This window comes from Bailinhaonella thermotolerans, from assembly GCF_003594875.1.
Classification (GTDB): Bacteria; Actinomycetota; Actinomycetes; order Streptosporangiales; family Streptosporangiaceae; genus Bailinhaonella; species Bailinhaonella thermotolerans.
Genome location: NZ_QZEY01000004.1, coordinates 369,033 through 393,425, shown reverse-complemented (window position 1 = coordinate 393,425; position 24,393 = coordinate 369,033). Strand labels below are relative to the sequence as shown.

Below are 24,393 nucleotides of genomic sequence, written 5' to 3'. Positions count from 1 at the left end.
AGGGGCCCGTGCTGATTACGCTTCCCATGGTCCCCGAGGTGACGCGGGAGCGCGAGCCGCGGCGCGGGACCGTCGGTCGCGAGCAGGCAGGGGATCAGATGGCGGATCAGCGGGCGCGTGCGCACACGGACGGACACGGAGGGTCATCGAACCGCGACGAGACGTGGTCGCGGAACGCCGCGGCCGCCCGCCGCCTGTCGTGGGCGACGCTGGCCTGGCTGACGGCCGAAGGGGGCCTCGGGCTGGCCGCCGGGGTGCGCGCCGACTCGGTGGCGCTCATCGGGTGGGCGGCGTCGTCGCTGGTCGAGGGGCTGGCCAGCGTGATCGTGATCTGGCGGTTCACCGGGGAGCGGACGCACTCGCACACGGCCGAGGCGCACGCGCAGAAGGCGGTCGCGGTGAGCTTCTGGCTGCTGGCGCCGTACCTCGTCGCGCACGTGGCGGCGGACCTGGCCGCGGGGCACCGGCCCGGGCACACCGCGCTCGGGATCGCGATCACGGTGGCGAGCCTGGTGGTCATGCCGGTGGCCGGCGTGTGGAAGCGGCGGCTGGGGGCGCGGCTGGGCTCTCCGGCGACCGCGGGCGAGGGGACGCAGAACCTGCTGTGCGCCTATCTCGCGGCCGGGGTCCTGGCCGGGCTGGCGGCCAATTCGATCTTCGGCGCGTGGTGGGTGGACCCGCTCGTGGCGCTGGCGCTGGCGGCGATCGCGGTGCGCGAGGGGGTGCTCGCCTGGCGTGGCGCGCCCTGCGCGCATTAGCGCGATCGCTCATCCCACGCTACCCACGAGTACCACGACTTTTCGACGTATCACCAGCTTGGCTGGCTTTTGACCCTCTTGGGGATACCAGTACAGTTTCCAAACATTGCGCGATTCATCCGGATAGGCTGCGCGCCAGAACGGTGAGGCCGGAGCCAGCAGGTCGATAAGTAAGTAAGAGGGCACAGTGGGCGGACGTCATCGCACGGACGAGATCGAGAGTCACCTCCCCTATGACGACAGCCCGTCCCGCGCGGGCGGGCGGGCGAGGGTGCTCGTGCCACTGGCCGGGGCCGTCGCCCTCGCGGTGCTGCTCGGCATCGCGGCGTGGGTGATCGTCGATGGCAACGGCACCGGAGGATGCGGCGGCGAGCCGCTCCCGCTGAAGGTCGTGGCCGCGCCCGACATCCAGCCCGTGCTGACGAAGGCGGCCGACAAGTTCAACCAGAGCCGCAAGGACGTCGACAACCGCTGCGTCGAGGCCGTCGTGGTCAAGGGCGAGCCGTCGCGCGTGATGAACGGCCTGTCCGGCACGGCGGGCGCGAGCAAGGTGAGCACCGACGTGTGGATCCCGGACTCCACGCTGTGGGTGTCCCGGATGGTGTCGAATCCCCGGAGCCTGACCAAGCTCAAGAAGGCCCACTTCCCCGTCGCGCAGTCCCCCGTCGTGATCGCGGTGCCCCGCTCCGCCGCGCAGCAGCTCCAGTCCCAGCTCGGCAAGCCGAGCTGGGAGAGCCTGATGAAGGCCGCGATGGTGACCAACCAGGAGGTCGCCCAGCGGATCCGGGTTCTCACGCCCGACCCGTCCCGCAACGCCTCGGGGCTCGGCGCCGTGGTGGCCGGAGCCGCCATCCTGAACAAGGAGCCCAACGGGCAGGAACAGCTCGTCGGCGTCCTCAAGCAGCTCTCCCAGAACCTCTCGCCCAACGCCGACGCCATGTTCGCCAGCTTCGGCCGGGCCGGCGGGCGGGTGCCGGTCGGCATCGCCTCCGAGCAGGCCGTGCTGACGTTCAACAAGGAGAACCCGACGGACCCGGCCGTGGCGATGTATCCGGTCGAGGGCACGATCAACCTGGATTATCCGTACGTCGTGACGGCCAAGGACACGCTGAAGAAGAAGGCCGCGGACGTGTTCCTCAAGGAGCTGCAGGGCAAGGAGCTGCAGACCCTGATCAAGGGCGCGGGCTTCCGGGGCCTGGACGGCAAGGCCGGGCCCGAGGCCACCGCCAAGAACGGCGTCCGGCCGGAGACGCCGAAGGGCATGGAGCAGCCCGACGCGGCGACGGTGGGCAGGATCTCGCAGGCGTGGAGCCGGCTGACCCTGGGCACGCGCATGCTGGCCCTGCTCGACGTGTCGGGCACGATGGCCGAGCCGGTGCCGGGCATGGGCGTTACCCGCATGAAGGCGATCACCGAGACCGCCAAGGAGGGCCTGCGGCTCTTCCCGGACAAGACCGACCTGGGCGTGTGGGAGTTCTCCACGCACATGCAGGGCAAGGGCGTGGACTGGCGGCAGCTCATCCCGATGGGCCCGCTGGGCGGGAAGCTGAACGGCGTCACGCGGCGGCAGGCCCTGGAGTCCAGGCTGGACGCGATGCGCGCCAAGCGCACCGGCGACACCGGCCTGAACGACACGCTCAGCGCGGCCTACAAGCAGATGAAGGCCGGCTACCAGCCGGACAAGGTGAACTCGATCCTGGTGCTGACCGACGGCCTGGGCAACGACGACCCGGACGGCGGCATCTCGCACGCCGAGCTGGTCTCGCAGCTCAAGGAGGAGTTCGACAAGACCCAGCCGGTCAACATCATGATCATCGCGTTCGGGCCGGACGCGGTGAAGGGCAAGAAGCGGCTGGAGGAGATCACCGCGGCCACCCAGGGCCAGACGTTCATCGCCCGGGACATTCTGGAGGTGCGGAAGTTCTTCCTGGAGGGCATCGCGCGCCGCCTGTGCCTGCCGAACTGCCCCAAGCCGGGCGCCGGCAAGCCCGCCGGGACCTCCGGCCAGAACTCCGGGCAGAACTCCGGGCAGAACTCGGGCCAGAACTCCGGGCAGAACTCGGGCCAGAACGCGAGCCAGACCCCCGGGAACTGATCCCCTCACAAGTAGAACAAGACCGGCTTTCCCGACAAGGTGAACCTACGGAGCCAATGGGGCGTCCTACCGACGTGGGGCCGATCGGCCGGGTGAACCCCGGCTCTCCCGGCCCCTTCCTCTCGGGGAGGTCCCGTGCCCGAACCGACTCACGCGCCCCATCACGACACCGGCCGCGACGCCGGTGACGCCCGGCTGGCCGAGATCCTGCGCGGCGCCGACCCCGGCGGCCTGGCCGCCGTGTTCGACGCGTACGCCGAGCGGCTGTACGACTACGCCTGCTCGCACGTGGGCGACCGGGAGACCGGGGCGGTCGCCGTGCACGACGCGCTCATCGCCGCGCGGGAGCACATCGGCGTGCTGCGGGACGACTCACGGCTGCGGGCGTGGCTGTACGCGCTCACGCGGAACCTGTGCCTGCTCCAGCCGCGCGCTCCCGAGCCCGGCGACGACGCCACGCCCGAGCAGCGGGAGGTGCGCGAGCTGCTGCGGGGGCTCAGCCGGCGCGAGCGCGAGGTGCTCGACCTGGTGCACCGGCACGGCCTGAGCCCGGCCGAGGTGAACCTCGTGATCGGGGCGCCGTCCAAGCACCTGCTGTCCCGGGGCGGCCGGGCGCTGGAGGCCGCGGCGGCGCCCGTGGTGCTCGCGCGGGCGGCGCGGTCTCAGTGCCCGGACCTCGCGGCGATGACCGAGGGCTGGGCGGGCCCGCTGACGCCGATGTCGCGCAAGCGGCTGGCCCGCCACATCGAGTCCTGCTCGACGTGCGAGGAGATCCGCCGCCGCGAGGTGTCGGCCGAGGGGCTCCTCCGGCTGCTGCCCGCGCCGCTGGTGCCGCTGTCGCTGCGGCGGCTGCTGCTGGACACCGCGTCCGACCCGGAGCTGGCGCACACGCGGGTGGCGATCGCCGACCGGGCGGCGCTGTTCGGCAAGAACGGGTTCCCGCAGCCGATCGACCGGCGGGCGCGCAAGAAGGTGCGGGCCGGTTCGGTGCCGATGATCGCGGCGGTGGCCTGCCTGCTCGTGGTGATGGGCGTGCTGATCGTGCTGACCGGGGGCGAGCGCCGCCCGGACGAGAGGTTCCGCGCCGCGCTGCCGCCGGCCGCCAGCGCCCTGCCCGGAGTGGAGGTGGAGACGACCGACCTTCCGGTCGCAGGTGAACCCGCGCCGCCCCCGAGCCCGAGCGTCACGCCCCCGGCCGCGCGCAAGCGCCCTCCGGCCGGGCCGACCGCCCGTCCCACGCCGCCGGGCCGCGGCGCCGTCCGCACCCCGCCGACCTCCCGGGCCGCGTCGCGCACGCCCCCTCCGGTTCGGCGGGTCTCGCTCTCGGTGTCGTGCCCGGGCTCGCTGGGCGCGGTGAGCACGGGGACGATCGGGCTGACCGCGCGGAACGGGACGGTGCGCTGGAAGGCGGCGTACTCCCCGGCGGAGGGCGTCACGGTCGAGCCCGTCTCGGGCACGGCGACCCCCTCGCGCGCGGGCGCGATCACGGTGCGGTTCGCGGAGGCCTCGGAGACGCGCTCGGTGACGGTCTCGATCACCTCGCCGGCGGGCGACCGGACCTGCGCGGTCTCCTGGACCGGTCCGGAGGCGGAGCAGAACGGGGACGACGATCCGACGCTCCCCTGACCCGGCTTCCCTAACACATCGGTCCCACTGTCGCGATCAGGTAAACCCCGGCGGCCCGACAAACGTCGGCATTGACTGGCTATTGACGCCATTGTTCATATGAAGTGCGACGATTCACCATCTTCGCTCCTTGACCCTGGAGCCCGGGATGACGCACCTCCTGACCCGCCCCCGGCACGCGCTCTACGCAGCGGTGCTCGTGGCGGGCGGCGCGGGCGCCGTGCTCACCCTGGCGGGATTCGAGACCGCGGCGCGTCCGCTCCTGACGCTGGTGTTCCTCGCCGCCGCCCCGGGTGCGGCGGCCGCGGGACTCCTGCCTGGTTGGACCGTTCTATCGCGGGTCGTGGTGGGGCTGACCTCGGCGATCGTCGTGAACATCCTGGTCGCGCAGCTCATGCTGATGATGGGGGCCTGGTCGCCGCGTAACGGGGTTGCCGCGGTGGCCGTGGTCAGCGGAGGGCTTCTCCTGCTCCGCCTGGCGCTCCCGCGACCGGAACCGGCCGAACCGTCCAAAGGGGGACCGGAAAGGTGAAAGTCCACGTCGTACGACCGGGGGACCTCGGCGACGCCGAGCTCGACCGGTGGCGGGCCCTGCAACGGGCCGCGCCCACCGCCGCCAATCCGCTGCTGGCCCCGGAGTTCACGCTGGCCCTGGGCCGCCACCGCGACGACGTGCGGGTCGCGGTCATCGAGGACGCGACCGGCGTCGCCGGTTTCTTCCCCTACGAACGCCGCCCGCTCGGCGTCGGCCGGCCCGCCGGGATGGGCCTGACCGACTTCCAGGGCATGGTGTACGCCCCCGGGCTGGACCTGGACGCCCGGGACCTGCTGCGGCCGTGCCGGGTGCAGGTGTGGCGGTTCGACCGGGTGCCCGCCGACCAGCGGCCGTTCGCCGCGCACGCCGCCCGCCTGATCCCCTCGGCGTACATGGACCTCGGCGAGGGGTTCGACGCCTACCTGGCCGGGCTGCGCGGGCGCTCCCCCGCCTTCTACCGGACGGCGATGTACAAGCGGCGCAAGCTGGCGCGGGACCACGGGGAGCTCACGTTCACCTGGGCGGCGACCGACCACGAGGCGCTCCGGCGGCTCATGGCGTGGAAGTCCGACCAGTACCGCAGGACCGGCCGCTTCGACCGGTTCGCCCAGCCGTGGATCACCGGGCTCGTGGAGGACCTCCACGCCTCCGGCCTCACCGTCGTGACCACGCTGTACGCCGGGGGCCGCCCGGTCGCCGGGGACGTGGCGCTGCGGCTCGGGAACACGGTCGTGGGGTGGTTCCCCGCGTACGACCCGGGCTTCTCCCGGTACTCCCCGGGCATGCTCCACCATCTGCGGATGGCCGAGGCCGCCGCGGCGGCCGGCGTGCGCCACGTCGAGATGGGCGTCATCGGCGGCAAGCGGTACAAGGACTGGCTGAAGAACGGCGAGCGGCTCGTGGCCGAGGGACGGGTGGCGCGCTCGTCGCTCTCGGCCGGCCTGCACTGGGTGGGGAGCGCCCCGGCGCACCGCGTGCGGGACCTCGTCCTCGCCAACCCGGGCCTGTACCGCCGGGCCGACCGCGTCCTCAAGACGTACGGCAGGCTGCGGACGACGGTCGCCGCGCGCAGAACCGGCTTCGGCTGACATACGTATACCTCTTCGGCTCGTCCCCAGCGCCAGTCGCGCACTCACCCGGACGCGGTGCCCTCGCGAACCGGGCCATAAGCCGTTTACCAGGAGCTTCCAGGCCCGTCCGGAAGGACCCAACCCATGAGCCCCTCACGCAACGACAGACATCTCATACCGATTCCGCATGGCCCGCAGGCGGCGTACGCCGCGGCGAACGGCTCCGAGGCCGTCCCCGGCCCCCGCGGTTTCGTGCCCGTGACGCCGGCGCTGGCCATCGCGCCGAGCGTGAGCGTGGTGATCCCCGCGCTGAACGAGGCGCAGAACCTGCCCCACGTGTTCGCCACGCTGCCGTCCTGGATCCACGAGGTGGTCCTGGTGGACGGCCGTTCCACCGACGAGACCGTGGCCGTGGCCCAGCGGCTCCGCCCGGACCTGCGGATCGTGGTGCAGTCCGGCCGGGGCAAGGGCGACGCCCTCGTGGCCGGGTTCCAGGCGTGCACGTCCGACATCATCGTGATGATCGACGCCGACGGGTCCACCGACGGCGGGGAGATCGTGGCGTTCGTCAGCGCGCTCGTCGCGGGCGCCGACTACGCCAAGGGCTCCCGGTTCGCCAACGGCGGCGGCAGCGACGACATCACGTTCGTGCGCCGTCTCGGCAACCGCGTCCTGCACATGATCGTGAACCGGCTGTTCGGGACCCGCTTCACCGACCTGTGCTACGGCTACAACGCCTTCTGGGCGCGTCACCTGGACGTGCTGGACCTGGACTGCCCCGGCTTCGAGATCGAGACGCTGATGAACATCCGCGCCGCGCTCGCGGGCCTGCGCATCCAGGAGATCCCCAGCCACGAGCGGAGCCGCATCCACGGCACCAGCAACCTGCGCGCGTTCCGCGACGGCTGGCGCATCCTGAAGGTCATCTTCCGCGAGCGCCAGCGCCGGCCCTCCGGCCGTACGGCTCCCGCCCGCTCCCCCGCCGCCGACCAGGGGGCGGCGTGAGGATCAGCACCGTCATCTGCGCCTACACCGATGAGCGCTGGGACGACGTGCACGCCGCCGTGGACTCGGTGCGGCGGCAGCGGCGCGAGCCGTACGAGATCATCGTGGTGGTGGACCACAACCCGGGGCTCCACCGGCGGCTCAAGGAGTCGCTCGCGGACTGCGTGGTGATCGAGAACGCCGGGGCGCGCGGGCTGTCCGGGGGCAAGAACACCGGGGTCGCGGCGGCGCGCGGGGACGTGGTGGCCTTCCTCGACGACGACGCGGTCGCCGAGCCCGGCTGGCTGGCGCACCTGGCCGCCGGGTACGACGGGCCGCGGGTCGCGGGGGTCGGCGGGCTGACGCGCCCGCTGTGGCCCGGGGAGCGGCCCGCGTGGTTCCCCGAGGAGTTCGACTGGGTGGTGGGCTGCACGTACCGGGGCATGCCGGAGGGGCGCGCCCCGGTGCGGAACCTGATGGGCGGCAACGCCTCCTTCCGCCGCGAGGCGTTCGAGGTGGCGGGCGGGTTCGCGAGCCACATCGGGCGGGGCCGCGACCGGCGGCCGCTGGGGTGCGAGGAGACCGAGTTCTGCATCCGGCTGCGGCAGCGGTCCCCGGAGTCGGTGCTGCTGTTCGACGACCGCGCGGTGATCTGGCACAAGGTCCCGGCCGCGCGGGCGCGCTTCGCCTACTTCCGGTCCCGCTGCTACGCCGAGGGGCTGTCGAAGGCGCTGGTCACGGCGAGCGTGGGCGGGCGCGACGGGCTGTCCAGCGAGCGGGCGCACGCGCTGCGGGCGCTGCCCCGGGGGGTCGCGGCCGGGCTCCGCGACCTCGCGCGGGGACGCCCGGCGGGCGCGTCCCGGGCCGGCGCGATCGTGGTCGGGCTCGGCCTGACCGCCGCGGGGTACGCCGCGGGGGCGATGCGCCGGAGGGTGCCGTGATCCCTCCCGTGCCGATCCTGATGTACCACGCGGTGACGGACGACCCGTCGCCGGAGATCGCGCCCCTGGCCGTGGGGCCCGCGCGGTTCGCCCGGCAGATGGAGCTGCTGCGCGAGCGGGGGCACCACGCGGTGACCGTGTCCCGGCTGGTGGCGGCGCTGCACGGCACCGGGGGCGCGCTGCCGCCGGACCCGGTCGTGATCACCTTCGACGACGGGTTCGCCGACGTCCACGAGCACGCGCTGCCCGTGCTGGACCGGCTCGGCCTGACCGCGACCGTGTACGTCACGACCGGCTGGGTCGGCGACCGGGGCCGGCGGGCGCCGGGGACGATGCTGACCTGGGGGCAGACGCGGGAACTGGCCGCGGCCGGGATCGAGATCGGGGGGCACAGCCACAGCCACCCCCAGCTCGACCAGCTCGCTGACGGGGACCTGCGGGACGAGCTGCGGCGCTGCCGGGGCCTGCTGGAGGACGGCCTGGACCGGCCGGTCGCGAGCATGGCCTACCCGTACGGCTACTCCAGCCGCCGGGTCCGCCGCGAGGCCCGCCGGGCGGGGTACTGGTCCGCCTGCGCGGTGGCCAACCGCCTGGTCGGCGACCTGGACGACGTGCTCGCGCTGCCCCGGCTCACGGTCGGCCGCGCCACCTCGAACGCCGCGTTCGCGCGGGTCGTCGCGGGCTCCGGGATCCCGCTGATCTACCTGCGCGAGCGCGTCCTGACCAAGGGCTACGCGGTCGTCCGCCGCACCCGGTACGGCGTGCGCCGCGCGCTGGGGCGCGTATGATCCTCCCCCGCCGCAGAACCGCAGCCCTGCCCGGCGACCTCGGCCGGCCGCTGCTGCGGAACGCGTACTCCCTGATGGCCGGCACCGGGATCACGGCCGTCCTCGGGCTGGCGTACTGGGTGCTGATGGCGCGGCTCTACAGCCCGGAGGACGCCGGGCGGGGCGCGGCGCTGATCGCGGCGATGCGGCTGCTGGCCGGGCTCACCTCGTTCGGGTTCGTGGGCTCGCTGGTCCGGTTCATCCCCGAGAGCGGCCGCGCGACCGGCCGGTTCATCTGGGCGATCTACCTGGCGGGGTCCGCGGCGGCCGTGCTGCTGACGATCGGGTTCCTGCTGACGCTGCCGATGTGGGGGCCGAGCTACTCGGGGATCGACCCGGCGTGGTTCCTCGCGGCCGCGGTGGTGTGGTGCGTGTTCACGCTCCAGGACGTGGTGCTGGCCGGGCTGCGGCGGGCGTACTGGGTGCCGGTCGGCAGCGTCGCGTTCGGCCTGGCCAAGATCGCGCTGCTGGTGGCGCTGGCGTCGGCCGCGCCCCGCGACGGCGTCTTCCTGTCCTGGGTGATCCCCACGGCGGTCGCGCTGGTGCCGGTGAACCTGCTGATCTTCACGCGCCTGGTGCCCCGGCACGTCCGGGAGACCGCCGGGGTCCCGCCGCCCCCGGCGCGCCGCGTCGGGCGGTTCCTCGCCGGGGACTACCTGGGCACCATGTTCAACCTGGCGATCGTCTACCTGCTCCCGGTGATCGTCGCCACGCGCATCCCGTCCGAGACGTACGCCTACTACAACAGCGTCGTCGTGCTGTGCGGCATGCTCGACATGCTCTCGCTGAACATGGCCACCTCGCTGACCGTGGAGGGCGCCTTCGACCGGACCACGCTGGCGGCCAACCTGCGCCGCGCGCTGACCCGGATCATGGCGATCCTCCTGCCGGTGGTCGCGGTGCTCGCCCTGTTCGCCCCGTTCGTCCTGAGCGTGTACGGCACGGCGTACACCGACAACGCGAGCGCGCTGCTGCGGCTGATGGCACTGGCCACGCTGCCCAGGGCGCTGGTCGAGCTGTACCTCGGGGCGCTGCGGGCGCAGAGCAGGGCGCGGCGGATCTGGCTGGTCCAGGCGCTGATGAGCGTGCTCGTGATCGGCTCGACGCTGGCGCTGCTGCCGGTCGCGGGCATCACCGGGGCGGGGGTGGCGCTGCTCGTGAGCCAGGCCGCCGTGGCGCTGGTGGTGTTCCCGGGGCTGCGGGGGACGCTGCGCCCCCCGGCGAGATCGGGGCTCCCCGGGGAGGGCGCCCAGGCCGCATGATGAGTGGTATGACCCGCGGCGGAGCGGACGAGGAGACGGCGACGATCGCGGCCGTGACCCCGCGCCCGCCCGCCACCCTGTACGGCACTCCCCGGCTGCGGCGGCAGATGGCGTTCTGGCTGCCGCCGGTGATCGCCGCCGAGGGCTTCGTGCTCTACGTCGAGGCGCTGCTGCTCAAGGCCGGGCCGTACGCCGGGGTGGACCTCTACCGCATCGGCGGGCTCGGGCTGATCAGCGCGCTCCCCGCCGCCGCGTTCATCGGGTTGTTCATGCTGGTGGGGGCGTTCTTCGTGACGCTCGCGCAGCGGCGGCACCGGCGGGCGCTGCTGCTCTCCGAGCTGGTGGCGATCACGATCTGCCTGCACGGCGCGGCGGCGCTGGTCGAGCGGCACCCGCGGTTCCCGACGGCGTGGCTGATCGGCGGGTTCGTGGACTACATCGGGCGCACCGGGGAGGCGCTGCCCGGCTTCGATGCCCGTTTCAGCTGGCCGGGGTTCTTCGCGGCGGCGGCGTTCGTGACCCGCGCGCTCGGGGTCGAGGACCTGGGGCCGATCCTGACGTGGACGCCGCTGGTGTCCAACCTGCTCTACCTGGTGCCGCTGCTCCTGCTGCTGCGCGTGATGCGGGCGGACCCCCGGGCGAAGTGGCTGGCGGCGCTGCTGTTCGTGGTGGCCCAGTGGGTCGGGCAGGACTACTTCTCGCCGCAGGGCCTGACGTACCTGCTGTACCTGGCGTTCGCGGCGATCGTCGTCGCCTGGTTCGCGCGGCTGACGGGAGGGCGCAGGGGGCAGCGGATGACGCCCGGGGAGCTGGAGCCGGCGCCCGTCCCGGCCCGGGAGCGGGTGCTCCTGCTCGCGCTGCTGGTCGCGGTGTTCGTCACGGCGACGGTCTCCCACCAGATCACGCCGTTCATGATGCTGGGGGCGCTGACCGGGCTGATCCTGGTGCGGCGGACCACGCTGAGCCTGGCGCTGCCGTTCCTGCTCGGCGTGATCGTGGTCGCCTGGGTGTCGTACGCCGCCACGCCGTTCTGGTCCGGGCACCTGGACACGCTGTTCGGCGGGATCGGGCGGCTCGGCCGGACCCTGGCGGAGAGCACCGGGGGGCGCATCGCGGGGAGCAGCCCCGAGCACGTGACCGTGCTGCGGATCCGGCTGGGCATCTGCGCGGCCGTCGCGCTGCTGGCGTTCGCGGGCCTGGTCCGGCGGCTGCGGCGGCGCGTGCTCGACCGGACGGCCCTGGTGCTCATGTGCGTGCCGGCGATCGCGGTCGCGCTCCAGAGCTACGGCGGCGAGATCGGGCTGCGGGTGTACCTGTTCGCGCTGCCCGGGGCCTGCCTGCTCGCCGCGTATGCGTTCTTCCCCGGCACGCCCGGGGCCGCGCCCCGCGCGGGGCGGCCGCGGCGGAACCCGGTGGCGGTCGGCCTGGCGCTCGCGTGCGTGTCGGCGCTGACGCTGGCGTTCTTCGTGGCCCGGTACGGCAACGAGAAGTTCGAGCTGGTCACCGATGACGAGGCCGCGGCGCTGGAGTTCATCTACGCGAACGACCTGCCCAGCGCCCGCGTCGCGGTGCTCTCGCCGGTCGCGGGCGAGGAGGCGGCGAGCATCCCCATCCGCTCCCGCGACATCGAGCTCGTGGACTACCGCCCCTTCCAGGCCCCGCGCGATCCGAGCCAGATCGCCCCGCTCGTGGAGCGGCTGCGCGAGCTGGGCCCCAACTCCTACCTGCTGACGACGCGCAGCCAGGAGGCGTACCTGGAGCTCGCCCACGGCTACGCGCCCACCTGGGGCCGCGACATCCGCGCCGTCCTGTCCGCGTCCCCCGAGCTCGCCGTCGCGTTCGAGAACCGCGACGCCGCGATCTACACGATGCGCCGGCCGCCCCCGGGCCCGGTCCCTCCGCCCCCGGACAACTCCGTCACCACCCCCACCACGCGCTGGACGCCGTACGGCCTGACCGCCCTCGCGCTCCTCGTCCTGGTCCTGGGCGCGATCGAGGTCCGCCGCGTGCTCGCCCGCCCCGTGCGCCGCCGCGTGGTCGTCCTCGCCGCGGTCCTCTTCGCCGCCGCCATCGCCGTCGTCGTCGAGCGCTTCCTGACGATCGGCGGCCTCCTCTGATCCCCGCCTGATGATCCTCGTCTGATGATCCCCGTCTGCCCCCCGTCTGGCCCCCGCCGGCGCCGGGTTCAGGTGGTGCGGGGGAGCCAGCGGATCTCGTAGGGGGCGAGGGTGAGGTCGCGGCCGTCCACGGTCGCGCGGGTCTCGGCGTCCCTGGTGTTGACGACGACGAGGCGGCGGGGCTGGGCCAGGGCGCGGACGTCGCGGGAGGAGACCTCCACGTCGTCCAGGCGCGTGCCGTCGGGGAACCAGCGGGCGAACTCGCGCAGGAGGGCGGCCATGGGCATGGGCTCGCCCGTGTCCGGCCGCCAGACGCAGCCGTGGCAGGAGTCGCCGTCCGCGGTCTGCGGGTTCCAGTACGGCGCCGCCCGCACGCCGCCGGCGGCCATCTCCATCATGGCGGCGGCGTGCACGGCGGTCCTGCGCGCCTCGGACCAGCCCGCGCCGGTCGGCTCGACGTACCACTCGGCCCACCAGACGGGCAGGTCGGTCAGCTCGCGCAGCCACCGCGTGATCGCCCCGAACTTGGCGACCGCGCCGAAGTCCGAGGGCACCGCGCCGCGGTCCTCGCTCACCGAGGAGCCGTCCACGGCGACGAAGTCGGCGCCCTTCTTGTGCCGGTGCCAGTACTCGATCGCGTCCACCACGCGCGGGTCCACCGACCCCCACGGCCCGCTCACCTTGGACCGGTCGCCGGTGACGGAGCTGTCCATGGGGATGTACGGCCCGCCCACCTGGATCTTCGGGTCCACCTCCTTGAGCGCGGTGTAGACCCGGTTGTACAGCTCGGTGTAGCCCTCGTAGTCCCAGCGGCGCTCCTCGTCGTTCCAGAACCCCTTGAACTCGTTCCAGACGAGGTAGTGCCTGACGTGGGGGTAGCGCCGGGCGACGGTGGCGGCCAGGCGGGCGAAGTCGCCGAAGTGGCGGCGCAGCGGCGCGACCTCCAGCTTGGACCAGTCGGTGCGCCCTGACCTGCCGCCCTTCATCCAGTCCGGCGCGCAGCACAGCGTGATCACCGGGGTGGCGCCGGTGTCGGCCATGAGCTTGAGCCGCTGGTCGAGCACCTTGAAGTCGTGCCGTCCCGGGCTGGGCTCGGGGTTGAGCGCGCCCCAGCCCATGATGTGCTGGTTCTGCACGAGCGGCTGCGCCGACAGGAGCTCACGGGCGGGGCCGTCGGCGCGCGGCCGGTTGCCGTCGGCGCTGTACTGCGTGTGGGTCACGCCCCAGACGGGCCACCGCCGCTCCTCGGGCGGCCCGGCGAGGCTGGGCGGCGGCGGCGCGGGGCCCCCGGGGTCCCCCTCGGTGCCGCCGGCGCCGTCCCCGACGTACACGAAGGCGGCGGCGGTCAGCACGGCCACGATCGCGATCGCGCACATGAGAAGCCAGGGCCAGCTCCGGCGCGGCCGGGCGTGCCGTGCTGGTCGCTGGGCCGGTCTCTGGCTCACCCTTGCCACGGTAACCCGGCGCCTCCCCGGTCAGACGGCGAATGACCTTAAGGTTCGCTGAACGGTGCCTAACCCCGCGTCCCGCCCAGTTCGGGCGGCCGGCGGCCCTCCGCGTTCTCGCCGCGCGGCCCCGGCACGCCCGGGGTGCGGTACGCCAGGGGCGGGCGGCCGGGCTGGACGACCACGAGTTCGCCCAGGTCCTCGGTGTAGAACGCGGCCTCGACGGCGGCGGCCACGTCGTCGGGGGTGAGCAGGGGGAAGCCGGCGGCGGCGAAGACCTCGCGGCTGGCGGCGACCATGGGCGTGTCGGTGAACCCGGGGCACACCGCGCTCAGCCGTACGCCCTCGGCGGCGAGCCCGGGGGCGAGCGCGCGCACGAGGCCGACCACGGCGTGCTTGGTCATCGTGTAGACGGGGTCGGCGGCGTAGCCGACCAGGCCGGCCAGGCTCGCGGTGATCACGATCGCGCCGCCGCCGGTCGAGCGCAGGGCGGGCAGGGCGGCGCGCACGCCGTAGAAGACGGCGTCCATGTTCACGCCGACGACGGCGCGGTACTCGGCCAGGTCGAGCGCCGCCGGGTCGGGGGCCGAGGTGGTCGCGCCCGCGTTGAGGTGGACCAGGTCCAGGCGGCCGAACCGGTCGCGGGCCAGCCGCACGGCGGCCTCGGAGGCCGCGGGGTCGGTGAGGTCGGCCGCCAGGGGCGCGCCGTCCACCTCCTTGGCGAGCCGGGCCACGCCGTCCTCGTCGCGGTCCACCAGCACGCAGCGCGCGCCGCCGTTCGACAGTCTGCGCACGACCGCCGCGCCGATCCCTCCCGCGGCCCCGGTCACCAGTGCGACGGCGCTCATCGTCCTCCTGACGCTGCGTCCAGGACCCGGTGGGCCCTCGCGATCAGTACGGGCACGGCCTCGCCCACGCGGTCGAAGCCCTCACCCACCGTCTTACCCCCCAGGTGCCGGGCGTGAATACCCTCGGCGATCACCGCGAGCTTGAAGTTTCCGAACGCGATGTAGAAGTCCAGGTCGCGCAGGTCCTGCCCGGAGGCCCGCGCGTACGCGGCGACGAACTCCGGCACGGTCAGGAACCCGGGCCTGGCGGTGATCCCCCGGGCCAGCGCGACGCCGCCCGGGTCGTCGGGGTCCTGCCAGTACGTCACGGTGAGCCCGAGGTCGGCGAGGGGGTCGCCGAGCGTGGACATCTCCCAGTCCACGACGACGGCGATGCGCGTGCCCCGGACGAGGGCGTTGTCCAGCCGGTAGTCCCCGTGCACGAGCGCGGCCCCGCCGGGCGGCAGGCTCTCCAGCCGGTCGGCGAGACGGCGGGCCAGCCGGTCGTACTCGGGCAGGTCGGCGGTCTTCGAGCGCTCCCACTGCCGGCCCCACCGGCGGAGCTGGCGCGCCAGGTACCCCTCGGGCCGGCCGAGGTCGCCGAGCCCGGCCGCCTCGTAGTCCACCGCGTGGATCGCCGCCAGCACCTCGGCCAGGTGCGTGGACAGCTCCCTGGTCCGCTCCGGCGACAGGTCCCCGGCGTCCTTCTCGTCCACGATGGCCGTGCCCTCGACGTACGCCATGAGGTAGAAGGGCGCGCCGAGCACGTCCTCGTCGCCGCAGAACGCCACCGGCTCGGGCACGGGCACCGCGGTGCCGTGCAGCGCCGAGATCACGCGCCACTCGCGGCGCATGTCGTGCGCGGTGGGCAGGACGTGGCCGAGCGGCGGGCGGCGCAGCACGAGCGCGCGGCCGGGGGTGTCGAGCCGGTAGGTGAGGTTGGACTTGCCGCCGGAGATGAGCGAGACGCGCTCCGGGGCTTCGAGATCGGGGGTGTTCGCGCTCATCCACGCGGAGAGTCGCCGCTGGTCCACACCGGGAACGTCCATGGTGCCCAATTAGAACGCGACTCGGCTAGTGCGCGCTACGGGCGGACACCCGTCACGAAAGAGACACAACAATCGTCGCGAGTGCCAGGTGTCGAGCACTGCACAGGTTGGGTACAAACGGCGATGGAAAGCCCAACGGACGACAAACTCCATTGGGGGAGACCGTGGCCCAGGCCTGGTTGCAGGGCGCCGGACGTGTTCCGGCCCCCGTGGACGGCGGACCGATGAACGGAGGAGCCCCCCGCGTGGTGTGGCTGATCTGGCCGGTGGACCCGCTTTCCGTCACGGCGCGGTCGGCCGCCCAGCGGCTGAACCAGCGCGGAATTCCCGCCCACCTCGTGTGGAACCCGCTGAACGGCGAGATCGTGCAGACGCTGCCCGCGACCAGGGCGGCGTGCGGCCTCACCGCGGCGGACCGCGGCGAGCGGATCAACCGGGAGGGCCGGGTCTGCCTGCAGATCCGCGTCCTGGGTTCGGTGCGCGAGCCGTTCACGGACGGGCCGATGGCGGGACTCGACGCCATCTTGACCTGGCTCGACTCCTGGAGGGTGCCACGGCGCTGGCCGGCCGGGCCGCCCCTCCCCCACCCGCACTCGCTCGGCTGCGACCGCAGCCGCCGGCTGTGGGCGCGCGGCGGGCACTTCGGGCACTCGCAGGTGCCGGGCACGGACCAGGCCGACCCGGGCGCGATCGACATCCGCCGCATCACCGGGCCGCAGACCCCGGTGGTCGAGGTGCCGCGCCCGCGCGAGGAGGTCCGCGAGCCGATGCTGCTGCCGACGCCGGTCTGAGGGGATCTATCCTTCGGGCGTGGAATACGTACGGCGCCTGCGGGCCTGGCGGCCGCATGGCCTGGCGGCCGACGCCCTGATCGCCCTCGCGGTCGCGGCGGCCGTCTTCGGCACGGTGATCTTCTTCGGGCGCGACCGGCTCGGCCTGCTCTGGCCGTGGCAGGGCCTCCTGATCACCGTGGCCTGCGGCTCGCTGGCGCTGCGCCGGCGCTTCCCGGTGACGGTCCTGATCGTCACCATGGTGCTGACGCTGGTGCACTACCCGACCACGTCGCTGGACTCGTTCGTCATGGTCACGTTCGCCGTGGCGCTCTACACGGCCGCGCGCGAGGGCAGGCTCGCCGCCGCCCTGGTGTGCGCGGCGCTCACGCTGGTCATCGCGGTGTACGGCGAGGCGACCTCCGCCGAGCGGCACGTGGACGACAGCGAGTTCGTCATGGTCGGCGGCTGGATCCTGGCCGTGGTGGCGCTGGGCGCGATCGGCCGCAGCCGCCGCGCCTACCTGGACGAGGTCGAACGCCGCGCCGCCGAGGCCGAGCGCACCCGCGAGGAGGAGGCGCGCCGCCGCGCGACCGAGGAGCGGCTGCGCATCGCCCGTGAGCTGCACGATGTCCTCGGGCACAACATCTCGCTCATCAACGTGCAGGCCGGGGCCGCGCTGCATCGGATCAAGGCCGATCCCGCGCAGGCCGAGGCGGCGCTCGCCGCGATCAAGCGCACCAGCAAGGAGACCCTGCGCGAGCTTCGGGCCACCCTGGGCGTCCTGCGGCAGGTGGACGAGGAGGCGCCCACCGCGCCCGCGCCCAGCCTCGGCCGCCTCGACGAGCTGGTGGGCGGCGCCCGCGGGGCGGGGCTGGAGGTGCGCACCCTCATCGAGGGCGAGCCGCGCCCGATGCCGCCCGAGGTGGACCTCGCGGCCTTCCGCATCGTCCAGGAGGCGCTGACCAACGTCACCCGGCACTCCGGCGCCCCCTCCGCCACGGTCCGGATCGTGTACGGCGACCGCGAGGTGCGGCTGCAGATCGACGACGAGGGCGGCGACGGCTCCCGGACGCTGGAGACCCGGGACGAGCCGGCCTCCGGGACGCGGCCCGGGACGCGGGACCAGCGGGACCGGACCCCGTCCGGGGCACGGTCCGACGCGAGGTCCGACGCGAGGTCCGAGGCACGGTCCGAGGCACGGTCCGAGGCACGGTCCGACGCGAGGTCTGACGGGGGCTCCGGCGGGGGGAACGGCGTGCGCGGCATGCGCGAGCGCGCCACGGCCCTCGGCGGCGACCTGCTGGCCGGGCCACGCGAGGAGGGCGGCTTCCGCGTCACCGCCCGCCTGCCCATCGCCTGAGCGGAGGCGGCCGCACCCGGATGGCACGCGTCCGGGAATCGCGCCGCGGGCATCGCGCGGTGGACAATGACCGGGAAGGTACAGAAGGGTGGATTCGTGATCGAAATCCTGCTCGCCGACGACCAGACGCTGGTCCGCGCCGGGTTCCGGTCGATCCTCGACGGAGAGGACGACCTCAGCGTGATCGCCGAGGCGCCCGACGGCGAGGAGGCCGTGCGGCTGACGCACGAGCTGCGTCCCGACGTGGTGCTGATGGACATCCGCATGCCCAAGCTGGACGGGCTGGAGGCCACGCGGCGGATCGTCTCCGACACGCGGCTGGACGGCGTGAAGGTGATCATCCTGACCACCTTCGACCTCGACGACTACGTGTACGGCGCGCTGCGGGCGGGCGCGAGCGGATTCCTGGTCAAGGACACCGAGCCGATGGAGCTGATCCACGGCGTGCGGGTGGTGGCGCGGGGCGACGCCCTGCTCGCGCCCTCGGTCACCCGCCGGCTGATCTCGGAGTTCGCCGGGCGGGTGCCCCGGGCCGAGCCGGGGCCGGAGTTCAACGCGCTCACCGAGCGGGAGCGCGAGGTGATGGCGCTGGTCGGGGCGGGGCTGTCCAACGACGAGATCGCCGAGCGGCTCGTGCTGAGCCCGGCGACCGCCAAGACCCACGTCAGCCGGATCATGACGAAGCTGCGCGTGCGCGACCGGGCCCAGCTCGTCGTCCTCGCGTACGAGTCGGGCCTGGTCACCCCCGGATGGCTCACCCAGTGAGCGGCCCGGCGGGCGCCCGGGCGCGGGCCGGGTGTAGCGCGCGCCCGTGAGGCTGCTCCGCGCGGAGTAGGCGGGCGCACCGGCGCACTCCCCGGGGCGTACGGCGGAAGCATTCCCCCGCACGACGCGGCGGCGGCAGCCGTACCGCGACCCTGTGAGCGTGAACGGAGAGACCCTTGAGCTCGCGCGGTGGCAGTTCGCGCTGACGGCGGGCACCCACTTCCTTTTCGTGGCCCTCACGCTGGGGCTGGCGACGCTCGTCGCGTGCGTGCAGACGTGGGCCACGCTGACCCGCAACCCGGTCCACGCGCGGATGACGCGGTTCTGGGGTCAGCTCTACGTCATCAACTACGCCGTGGGCATCGTGACCGGGCTGGTGATGGAGCTCCAGATCGGGCTGAACTGGAGCGGCCTGACCCACTTCGCCGGGAACGTGTTCGGGTCGGCGCTGGCGATGGAGACGCTGGTGGCGTTCTTCATCGAGTCCACGTTCCTCGGCCTGTGGATCTTCGGCTGGAACCGGCTGAACCGGTGGGCCCACCTGACGCTGATCTGGATCGTCACGCTCACGGCGTACGCCTCGGCGTACTGGATCATGGTGTCGAACGGCTTCCTGCAGAACCCGGTCGGGTACCGGCTGGACGGGAAGAGCCTCGTGCTCACCGACGTCGGGGCGGTCCTGGCCAACCCCAACTCCATCCTGGCCTTCTTCCACATCCTCGGCGGCGCGCTCGTCACCGCGTCCTTCTTCATGGCCGGCGTCAGCGCGTACCACCTCAGGCGCGGGCACGCCGACTCCGAGGGGTTCCGCCGGTCGCTGCGGATCGGGGTGGGCGTGTCGCTGCCCGCGCTGATGTTCACGGTGACCCTCGGCGGGATGCAGTTCGACATCCCCGGCCAGAGCGAGCAGGCGTTCAAGTCGGCGGCCTTCGGCGGGTCCGCCGAGGAGGTGGCCCGGGTCCAGGCCGACCTGGTCGCGCGGTTCGGCCCCGGCGACTACCTGCCGCCCGCGGCCCTGGTGGACGGGGCCGCGACGCTGATGATGGCGGCGTGGGCCGTGATGATGCTGATCAGCGGGCTGAGCGTGCTGCTGATGTCCTTCCGGCGGGTCGTGTCGCGGCTGCGGGTCTGGCACTGGCTCCTCATGCTCGCGATACCGCTGCCGTTCGTCTCGATGATCAGCGGCTGGGTGTACCGCGAGGTGGGCCGCCAGCCGTGGGCGGTCAACGAGCTGCTCCTGGTCAGGGACGCCGTCTCGGACCTGTCCCCGGGCACGATGCGGCTGTCGATCACCGCCTTCGGCGTGGTGTTCGCGGCGCTGGTGGTGCTCAACTACTGGCTGCTCGCCCGGCAGGCCCGGCGCGGCCCGGAGGGCGTGGCGCTGGGCGCCCCCACCGCGCCGGACGAGCGGCCCGCCCCGGCCGCCGTCACGTTCTGATCCCCCCGCTCGTCTGTGTCAGTGGAAAGGCCTCACCCATGGAGATGATCGCGATCGGGTTGCTCGGGTTCTTCGTGCTCGGGTACCTCCTGCTCGCCGGGTCCGACATCGGCGTCGGCATGACGCTGCCCGTGCTCGGCCGCGCCGACGCCGAGCGGCGGGTCGTGATCGCCGCCATCGCGCCGTTCTTCCTCGGCAACGAGGTGTGGCTGGTGGCCGTGGTGGGGCTGCTCGCCGGGATGTTCCCGGACCTGGAGGGGGATCTGCTGAGCGGGCTGGGACCGGCGGTGGTGGTCCTGCTGCTGGGCTGGATCGCGCGCGACATGGGGCTGTGGTCGCGCGGCCGGGTGGACCGGCGGAGCTGGCGCGTGTTCTGGGACGGCGCGATCGTGGCCGGGAGCTGGACGCTCGCGCTGACCTGGGGCTGGATCCTGGCGGGCGTCCTCGCGGGGGACGTCGCCGGGCCGACGCCCGTGCGGGCCGTGTTCGCGGTGGTGATCGCCGCGGTGTTCGCGGTGCACGGCCTGGCCTTCGCGGCGCTGCGGCTGCGGGGCCCGGCGCGGGAGCGAGCGCGGACGCTCTCCGGCCCGTCCGGCGAGGGCGCCACGTTCGGGCTGACCTCGGCCGCGCTCGCCGTGCTCGGGGTGCTGGCGGGGCTGCGGCTGCCGCTCGCGGACACCGTCGCGGACGCGGGCACGCTCGCCTTCCTCGTCCCCGCGGTGCTGATCATCCTGCCGTTCCTGGTGGGGGCCCAGGCGTGGGTATGGTGGATATTCCGCCACCGCGTGGAAGGTCCCAGCTACCTGTGAAAACGCCCTCTCCCCGGACCCCCGCCCCGGGCGCGGCGACCGCCGTCCCGGACCCCGCCGCCCCCGGCTCCGGCGTTCCCGATCCGGGCGGGCCTGATCACGCGGCCTCCCCCGGCGCCCCGACCGGGGAGGCGCCCGGAGGAGCGCCGGGCGGCGGATCGGCCGGAGCGCCGGCCGGAGAGGGCGGCACCGGCACGGCACACGGCACGGCAGGCGACACGGCCGACGGCACCGCGACCGGCACCGCGACCGGCACGGACGGCGCCGCGACCGGCGTCGGGGACGGCGCCGCGACCCGCACGGACGGCGCCGCGACCGGCGCGGCGGGCGGGGCGTCCGACGCGCGGGCGCAGCGGGCGCTGCGGAAGCGGCTGCTCGGGCTGATGCCGGTGCGGGTGTTCGCGGTGCTGGCGCTGGCGCAGGCCGGGCTGATCGTGGCGCAGGCGGACCTGCTGGCGCGGGCGATCGCCGGTCTGGACGCGGGGCCGCTGCCGTGGCTGGCCCTGGCCGTGGCCGGGCGGGCGGCGCTGGCCTGGGGCTCCGGGGCGCTGGCGCGGCGGTCCACGGTCAAGGCCAAGGCGGAGCTGCGGCGCGGCCTGCTCGCGCGGTCGTACGACCAGCGGTCCGGCGGCGGGTTCGTGACGCTGGCGACGAAGGGGCTGGACGCCCTCGACCCCTACCTGTCCGGCTACCTCCCGCAGATGATGACGGCGGCGCTGGTGCCCCCGATCGTGATCCTGCGGCTCGGGTTCGCCGACTGGTCGTCCGCGCTGATCATCGTGGTCACGCTGCCGCTCGTGCCGATCTTCGGCGCGCTGGTGGGCCTGCACACCCGCGACGCCACCCGCACCCAGTGGGAGCGGATGAACCGGCTCGGCGGGCACTTCCGCGACGTGCTGGCGGGACTGTCCACGCTGCGGGCCTTCGGCCGTACCGAGCACCAGTCGGGCGTGGTGCGGACGATGGCCCACGACCACCGGCGCGCGACGATGTCGGCGCTGCGGGTGGCCTTCCTGTCCGCGCTGGTGCTGGAGCTGGTCTGCTCGCTGTCGGTGGCGCTCGTGGCGGTGCCTGTGGGGCTGCGGCTGCTCGGCGGCGGGCTGGGGCTCCAGGTGGCGCTGGTCGTGCTGCTGCTCACCCCCGAGGCGTACCTGCCGCTGCGCGCCCTGGGCACCCGCTTCCACGCCGGCGCGGAGGGCCTGGCGGCGGCGGAGCAGATCTTCGGGATCCTCGACGCGGACCGGTCGGCCGCGGCCGTCTCCGGGCCCGCCGCGCCCCCCGCCCGCCCGGCGGAGATCCGGCTGGAGGACGTGACGGTGCGGTTCCCCGGGGCCGACCGGCCGGCGCTCGACGGGGTGTCGCTCACGGTGCGCGCCGGGGAGCGGATCGCGGTGATCGGCCCGAGCGGGGCGGGCAAGTCCACGCTGCTGCACCTGCTGCTGGGGTTCGTCCGGCCCGACTCCGGGCGCGTGCTCGTGGACGGCGCGGACCTGGCCTCCTTCGACCTGGCGGAGTGGCGGCGGCGGCTGGCGTGGGTGCCGCAGGCCCCGCACCTGTTCGCCGCCTCCGTGACCGACAACATCCGGCTCGGCGACCCCTCGGCCGATCCGGAGCTGGTACGGCGGGCCGCCCGCGCGGCCCACGCCGAGGAGTTCGTCCAGGCGCTGCCCGAGGGCTACGACACGCCGCTCGGCGAGCGCGGGGCCGGGCTGTCGGCGGGGCAGCGGCAGCGGGTCGCGCTCGCCCGCGCCTACCTCAGCGACGCCCCGATCGTGCTGCTCGACGAGCCCACCGCGCGGCTGGACCTGGCCAGCGAGGCGGCCGTCACCGAGGCCGCGATCGAACTGCTGGAGGGCCGCACCGCGATCCTGGTCGCCCACCGCCCGGCCCTGCTCGCCGCCGCCGACCGGGTGGTGCGGCTGCGCGACGGCCGGCTCGAAGACGTCCCCAGGGAGGCCGCCGTATGAGGCGCGTGCTCAGCGTCGTCCGCCCGCACCTCGCCCGGCTCATCGCCGCCGGTCTCGCCGGGGTGACCGCCGAGCTGTGCGCCGTCGCCCTGATGGCCTCCGCCGCCTGGCTCATCGCCCGCGCCTCGCAGCAGCCCCCGCTGGCCGCCCTCAGCCTGGCCATCGTCGCCGTCCGCGCGTTCGCCGTCTTCCGCGGCGTCCTGCGCTACGCCGACCGCCTCGCCGGGCACGACGCGACCCTGCGCGCCCTCGCCGAGCTGCGCGGCCGCGTCTACGACTCCCTCGCCCGCGCCGCCGTCCCCGCCCCCGGGCGCCCCGTGGCCGCCGGGGCGCCGGGCGGAGAGGGCCCGGCGCGGCGCCGTACCCCCGGGAAGGGCGGGGCGCGGCGGGACGCGGACGCGCTGGGCCACATGGTGGCCGACGTGGACAGCCTGCAGGACCTGCTGCTGCGGTGCCTGCTGCCGATCACGAGCGCGGTGGCCGTGGCGGTGGTCGCGGCCGGGCTCGCGCTGGTGCTGCTGCCCGCCGCGGGGCTGGTCGCGGCGGCCGGGCTGCTGGTCGCGGGGCTGGCCGTGCCCGCGTGCGCGGCGCTCGCGGCCCGGCGGCTCGGGGCGCGCGTCGCCGAGGCCAGGGACGCCCTGGCGGCGCGGAGCCTGGACCTGCTGGACGGGCGGTTCGACCTGGCCGCCTTCGGGGCGACCGCGCGGGTGCTGGAGCGCGCCGAGGCGGAGACCGCGCGGCTGGCCCGGCTGGAGGGGCTGGCCGGCCGGGTCTCGTCGATCGCGTTCGGCGCGGGCGTGCTGGTCCAGGGCCTCACCGCCGTGGGGGTCGCGGGGGTCGCGATCGCCGCGGGGGCCGACGAGGTCCTGGTGGCGGTGCTCGCGCTGACCACCCTGGCCGCGTTCGAGCCGGTGCTGCCGCTGGCCGACGCCGCGCAGCGGCTGACCGAGCTGCGCCCGGCCGCGCGACGCCTCGCCGCGCTGCTGGAGGACGCCCCGCAGGCCCCGGCCCCCGCCCGGGCGGCGGGCCCGGACGCGGCGGAGCTGGAGTTGCGGGACGTGACCGTGCGGTACGCCCCGGACGGGCCGGCCGCGCTGGACGGGGTGTCCCTGCGGGTGGAGCCGGACCGGTCGCTGGCCGTGGTCGGGGCGAGCGGCGCGGGCAAGAGCACGCTGCTCGGGGTGCTCGCCGGGCTGCTCCCGCCGACGTCCGGGACGGCGCTGGTGCCGCCCGGCGTGCGCGGCCTCACCCAGGACGCGCACGTGTTCCACACCTCGATCCGGGCCAACCTCCTGCTGGCCCGCCCGGCGGCGACGGAGGACGAGCTGCGCGAGGCGGCCCGGCGCACCCGCCTCCTGGAGTGGGTCGAGTCGCTCCCCGAGGGGTGGGACACCGAGGTGGGCGAGGGCGGCCGGCCCATGTCGGGCGGGCAGCGGCAGCGGCTCCTGCTCACCCGCGCCCTGCTCGCGGACCCCGGCGTCCTCGTCCTGGACGAGCCGACCGAGGCCCTCGACCACGCCCTGGCCGACCGGGTCCTCGCGGGCGTCCTCGCGGCCCGCAGGGGCCGGGCGACGGTCCTCGTCACCCACCGGCTGACCGGGCTCGACGCGGTGGACGAGATCATCGTGATGGACGAGGGCCGGATCGTGCAGCGCGGCACCCACGCCGGGCTGACCGGGATCCCCGGCCCGTACCGGGACCTGTGGGACACCGAGCGGCTGGTGTCCTCCCCGGCCGCCGCCTGA

20 protein-coding genes are annotated in these 24,393 nt (G+C 74.5%); 17 read left to right on the top strand and 3 right to left on the bottom strand.

The window, feature by feature from the left end; genetic code table 11:
- The first annotated feature begins 98 nt into the window (after positions 1-98).
- From D5H75_RS14265 to D5H75_RS14220, 10 genes are all read left to right on the top strand, one after another.
- Positions 99-758: a cation diffusion facilitator family transporter gene (locus D5H75_RS14265; protein ID WP_202638135.1), complete on the top strand. Its 660-nt coding sequence runs from the start codon at positions 99-101 to the stop codon at positions 756-758.
- 187 nt (positions 759-945) lie between these two features.
- Entirely contained in the window at positions 946-2,853 is a 1,908-nt protein-coding gene (locus D5H75_RS14260) for a substrate-binding and VWA domain-containing protein (protein ID WP_242454230.1), read from the top strand.
- 135 nt (positions 2,854-2,988) lie between these two features.
- Positions 2,989-4,479 carry a hypothetical protein gene (locus D5H75_RS44080; protein WP_119926907.1) on the top strand — a complete coding sequence of 497 codons (1,491 nt, stop codon included), beginning with the start codon at positions 2,989-2,991 and terminating at the stop codon, positions 4,477-4,479.
- A 148-nt stretch (positions 4,480-4,627) separates the two neighbouring features.
- Positions 4,628-5,011 (top strand): hypothetical protein, encoded by a 384-nt coding sequence (locus tag D5H75_RS14250; RefSeq protein WP_147425145.1) that lies wholly within the window; start codon positions 4,628-4,630, stop codon positions 5,009-5,011.
- Positions 5,008-6,102, top strand: a complete 1,095-nt coding sequence (locus D5H75_RS14245) for a GNAT family N-acetyltransferase (protein WP_119926905.1) — start codon at positions 5,008-5,010, stop codon at positions 6,100-6,102. Before D5H75_RS14250 ends, D5H75_RS14245 begins: the two co-directional genes overlap by 4 nt.
- Before the next feature lie 126 nt (positions 6,103-6,228).
- Entirely contained in the window at positions 6,229-7,089 is an 861-nt protein-coding gene (locus D5H75_RS14240; protein ID WP_119926904.1) for a glycosyltransferase family 2 protein, read from the top strand.
- Positions 7,086-8,009, top strand: a complete 924-nt coding sequence (locus D5H75_RS14235) for a glycosyltransferase family 2 protein (protein WP_119926903.1) — start codon at positions 7,086-7,088, stop codon at positions 8,007-8,009. The genes D5H75_RS14240 and D5H75_RS14235 overlap by 4 nt, the downstream gene beginning before the upstream one ends.
- On the top strand, positions 8,006-8,797 hold the full coding sequence (locus D5H75_RS14230) for a polysaccharide deacetylase family protein (protein WP_242454229.1): 792 nt from the start codon (positions 8,006-8,008) through the stop codon (positions 8,795-8,797). Before D5H75_RS14235 ends, D5H75_RS14230 begins: the two co-directional genes overlap by 4 nt.
- A complete protein-coding gene (locus tag D5H75_RS14225; protein ID WP_119926902.1) occupies positions 8,794-10,098 on the top strand; it encodes a lipopolysaccharide biosynthesis protein in 1,305 nt (434 codons plus the stop codon). Before D5H75_RS14230 ends, D5H75_RS14225 begins: the two co-directional genes overlap by 4 nt.
- A gap of 8 nt (positions 10,099-10,106) precedes the next feature.
- Complete coding sequence (locus D5H75_RS14220; RefSeq protein ID WP_119926901.1) at positions 10,107-12,215, top strand: hypothetical protein; 2,109 nt, start codon at positions 10,107-10,109, stop codon at positions 12,213-12,215.
- 68 nt (positions 12,216-12,283) lie between these two features.
- On the opposite strand, the gene D5H75_RS14215 is transcribed toward D5H75_RS14220, so the two are convergent.
- The 3 genes from D5H75_RS14215 to D5H75_RS14205 form a co-directional block, all read right to left on the bottom strand.
- Entirely contained in the window at positions 12,284-13,660 is a 1,377-nt protein-coding gene (locus D5H75_RS14215; RefSeq protein ID WP_202638134.1) for a GH39 family glycosyl hydrolase, read from the bottom strand.
- 68 nt (positions 13,661-13,728) lie between these two features.
- A complete protein-coding gene (locus tag D5H75_RS14210; RefSeq protein WP_119926899.1) occupies positions 13,729-14,508 on the bottom strand; it encodes an SDR family oxidoreductase in 780 nt (259 codons plus the stop codon).
- Positions 14,505-15,536, bottom strand: a complete 1,032-nt coding sequence (locus tag D5H75_RS14205) for a phosphotransferase family protein (RefSeq protein WP_119926898.1) — start codon at positions 15,534-15,536, stop codon at positions 14,505-14,507. The genes D5H75_RS14210 and D5H75_RS14205 overlap by 4 nt, the downstream gene beginning before the upstream one ends.
- 245 nt (positions 15,537-15,781) lie before the next feature.
- Here D5H75_RS14205 and D5H75_RS14200 point away from each other — a divergent pair, with 245 nt between their 5' ends.
- The 7 genes from D5H75_RS14200 to cydC all read left to right on the top strand — a co-directional run bounded on the left by D5H75_RS14200 (position 15,782) and on the right by cydC (position 24,393).
- Entirely contained in the window at positions 15,782-16,327 is a 546-nt protein-coding gene (locus tag D5H75_RS14200) for a hypothetical protein (RefSeq protein WP_202638133.1), read from the top strand.
- Positions 16,328-16,346: 19 nt separating this feature from the next.
- Positions 16,347-17,669, top strand: coding sequence for a sensor histidine kinase (locus D5H75_RS43000; protein ID WP_242454228.1), 1,323 nt, complete (start codon positions 16,347-16,349; stop codon positions 17,667-17,669).
- Between the two features lie 96 nt (positions 17,670-17,765).
- Positions 17,766-18,434 carry a response regulator transcription factor gene (locus tag D5H75_RS14185; protein ID WP_119927123.1) on the top strand — a complete coding sequence of 223 codons (669 nt, stop codon included), beginning with the start codon at positions 17,766-17,768 and terminating at the stop codon, positions 18,432-18,434.
- A 160-nt stretch (positions 18,435-18,594) separates the two neighbouring features.
- The gene (locus D5H75_RS14180; RefSeq protein ID WP_119926896.1) at positions 18,595-19,872 is read left to right on the top strand and encodes a cytochrome ubiquinol oxidase subunit I; all 1,278 of its coding nucleotides are present in this window, start codon (positions 18,595-18,597) and stop codon (positions 19,870-19,872) included.
- Between the two features lie 38 nt (positions 19,873-19,910).
- Positions 19,911-20,681, top strand: coding sequence for a cytochrome d ubiquinol oxidase subunit II (locus D5H75_RS14175; protein WP_119926895.1), 771 nt, complete (start codon positions 19,911-19,913; stop codon positions 20,679-20,681).
- 383 nt (positions 20,682-21,064) lie between these two features.
- Entirely contained in the window at positions 21,065-22,648 is a 1,584-nt protein-coding gene (cydD, locus tag D5H75_RS14170) for a thiol reductant ABC exporter subunit CydD (protein ID WP_119927122.1), read from the top strand.
- The gene (gene cydC / locus D5H75_RS14165; RefSeq protein ID WP_119926894.1) at positions 22,645-24,393 is read left to right on the top strand and encodes a thiol reductant ABC exporter subunit CydC; all 1,749 of its coding nucleotides are present in this window, start codon (positions 22,645-22,647) and stop codon (positions 24,391-24,393) included. Before cydD ends, cydC begins: the two co-directional genes overlap by 4 nt.

Excerpts from the sequence above, each read along its gene's own strand:
- D5H75_RS14265 (WP_202638135.1), top strand. The coding sequence starts at position 99 with ATGGCGGATCAGCGGGCGCGTGCGCACACGGACGGACACGGAGGGTCA.
- D5H75_RS14250 (WP_147425145.1), top strand. The coding sequence starts at position 4,628 with ATGACGCACCTCCTGACCCGCCCCCGGCACGCGCTCTACGCAGCGGTG.
- D5H75_RS14240 (WP_119926904.1), top strand. The coding sequence starts at position 6,229 with ATGAGCCCCTCACGCAACGACAGACATCTCATACCGATTCCGCATGGC.
- D5H75_RS14225 (WP_119926902.1), top strand. The coding sequence starts at position 8,794 with ATGATCCTCCCCCGCCGCAGAACCGCAGCCCTGCCCGGCGACCTCGGC.
- D5H75_RS14220 (WP_119926901.1), top strand. The coding sequence starts at position 10,107 with ATGACCCGCGGCGGAGCGGACGAGGAGACGGCGACGATCGCGGCCGTG.
- D5H75_RS14210 (WP_119926899.1), bottom strand. The coding sequence starts at position 14,508 with ATGAGCGCCGTCGCACTGGTGACCGGGGCCGCGGGAGGGATCGGCGCG.
- D5H75_RS14205 (WP_119926898.1), bottom strand. The coding sequence starts at position 15,536 with ATGGACGTTCCCGGTGTGGACCAGCGGCGACTCTCCGCGTGGATGAGC.
- D5H75_RS14175 (WP_119926895.1), top strand. The coding sequence starts at position 19,911 with ATGGAGATGATCGCGATCGGGTTGCTCGGGTTCTTCGTGCTCGGGTAC.
- cydD (WP_119927122.1), top strand. The coding sequence starts at position 21,065 with ATGCCGGTGCGGGTGTTCGCGGTGCTGGCGCTGGCGCAGGCCGGGCTG.
- cydC (WP_119926894.1), top strand. The coding sequence starts at position 22,645 with ATGAGGCGCGTGCTCAGCGTCGTCCGCCCGCACCTCGCCCGGCTCATC.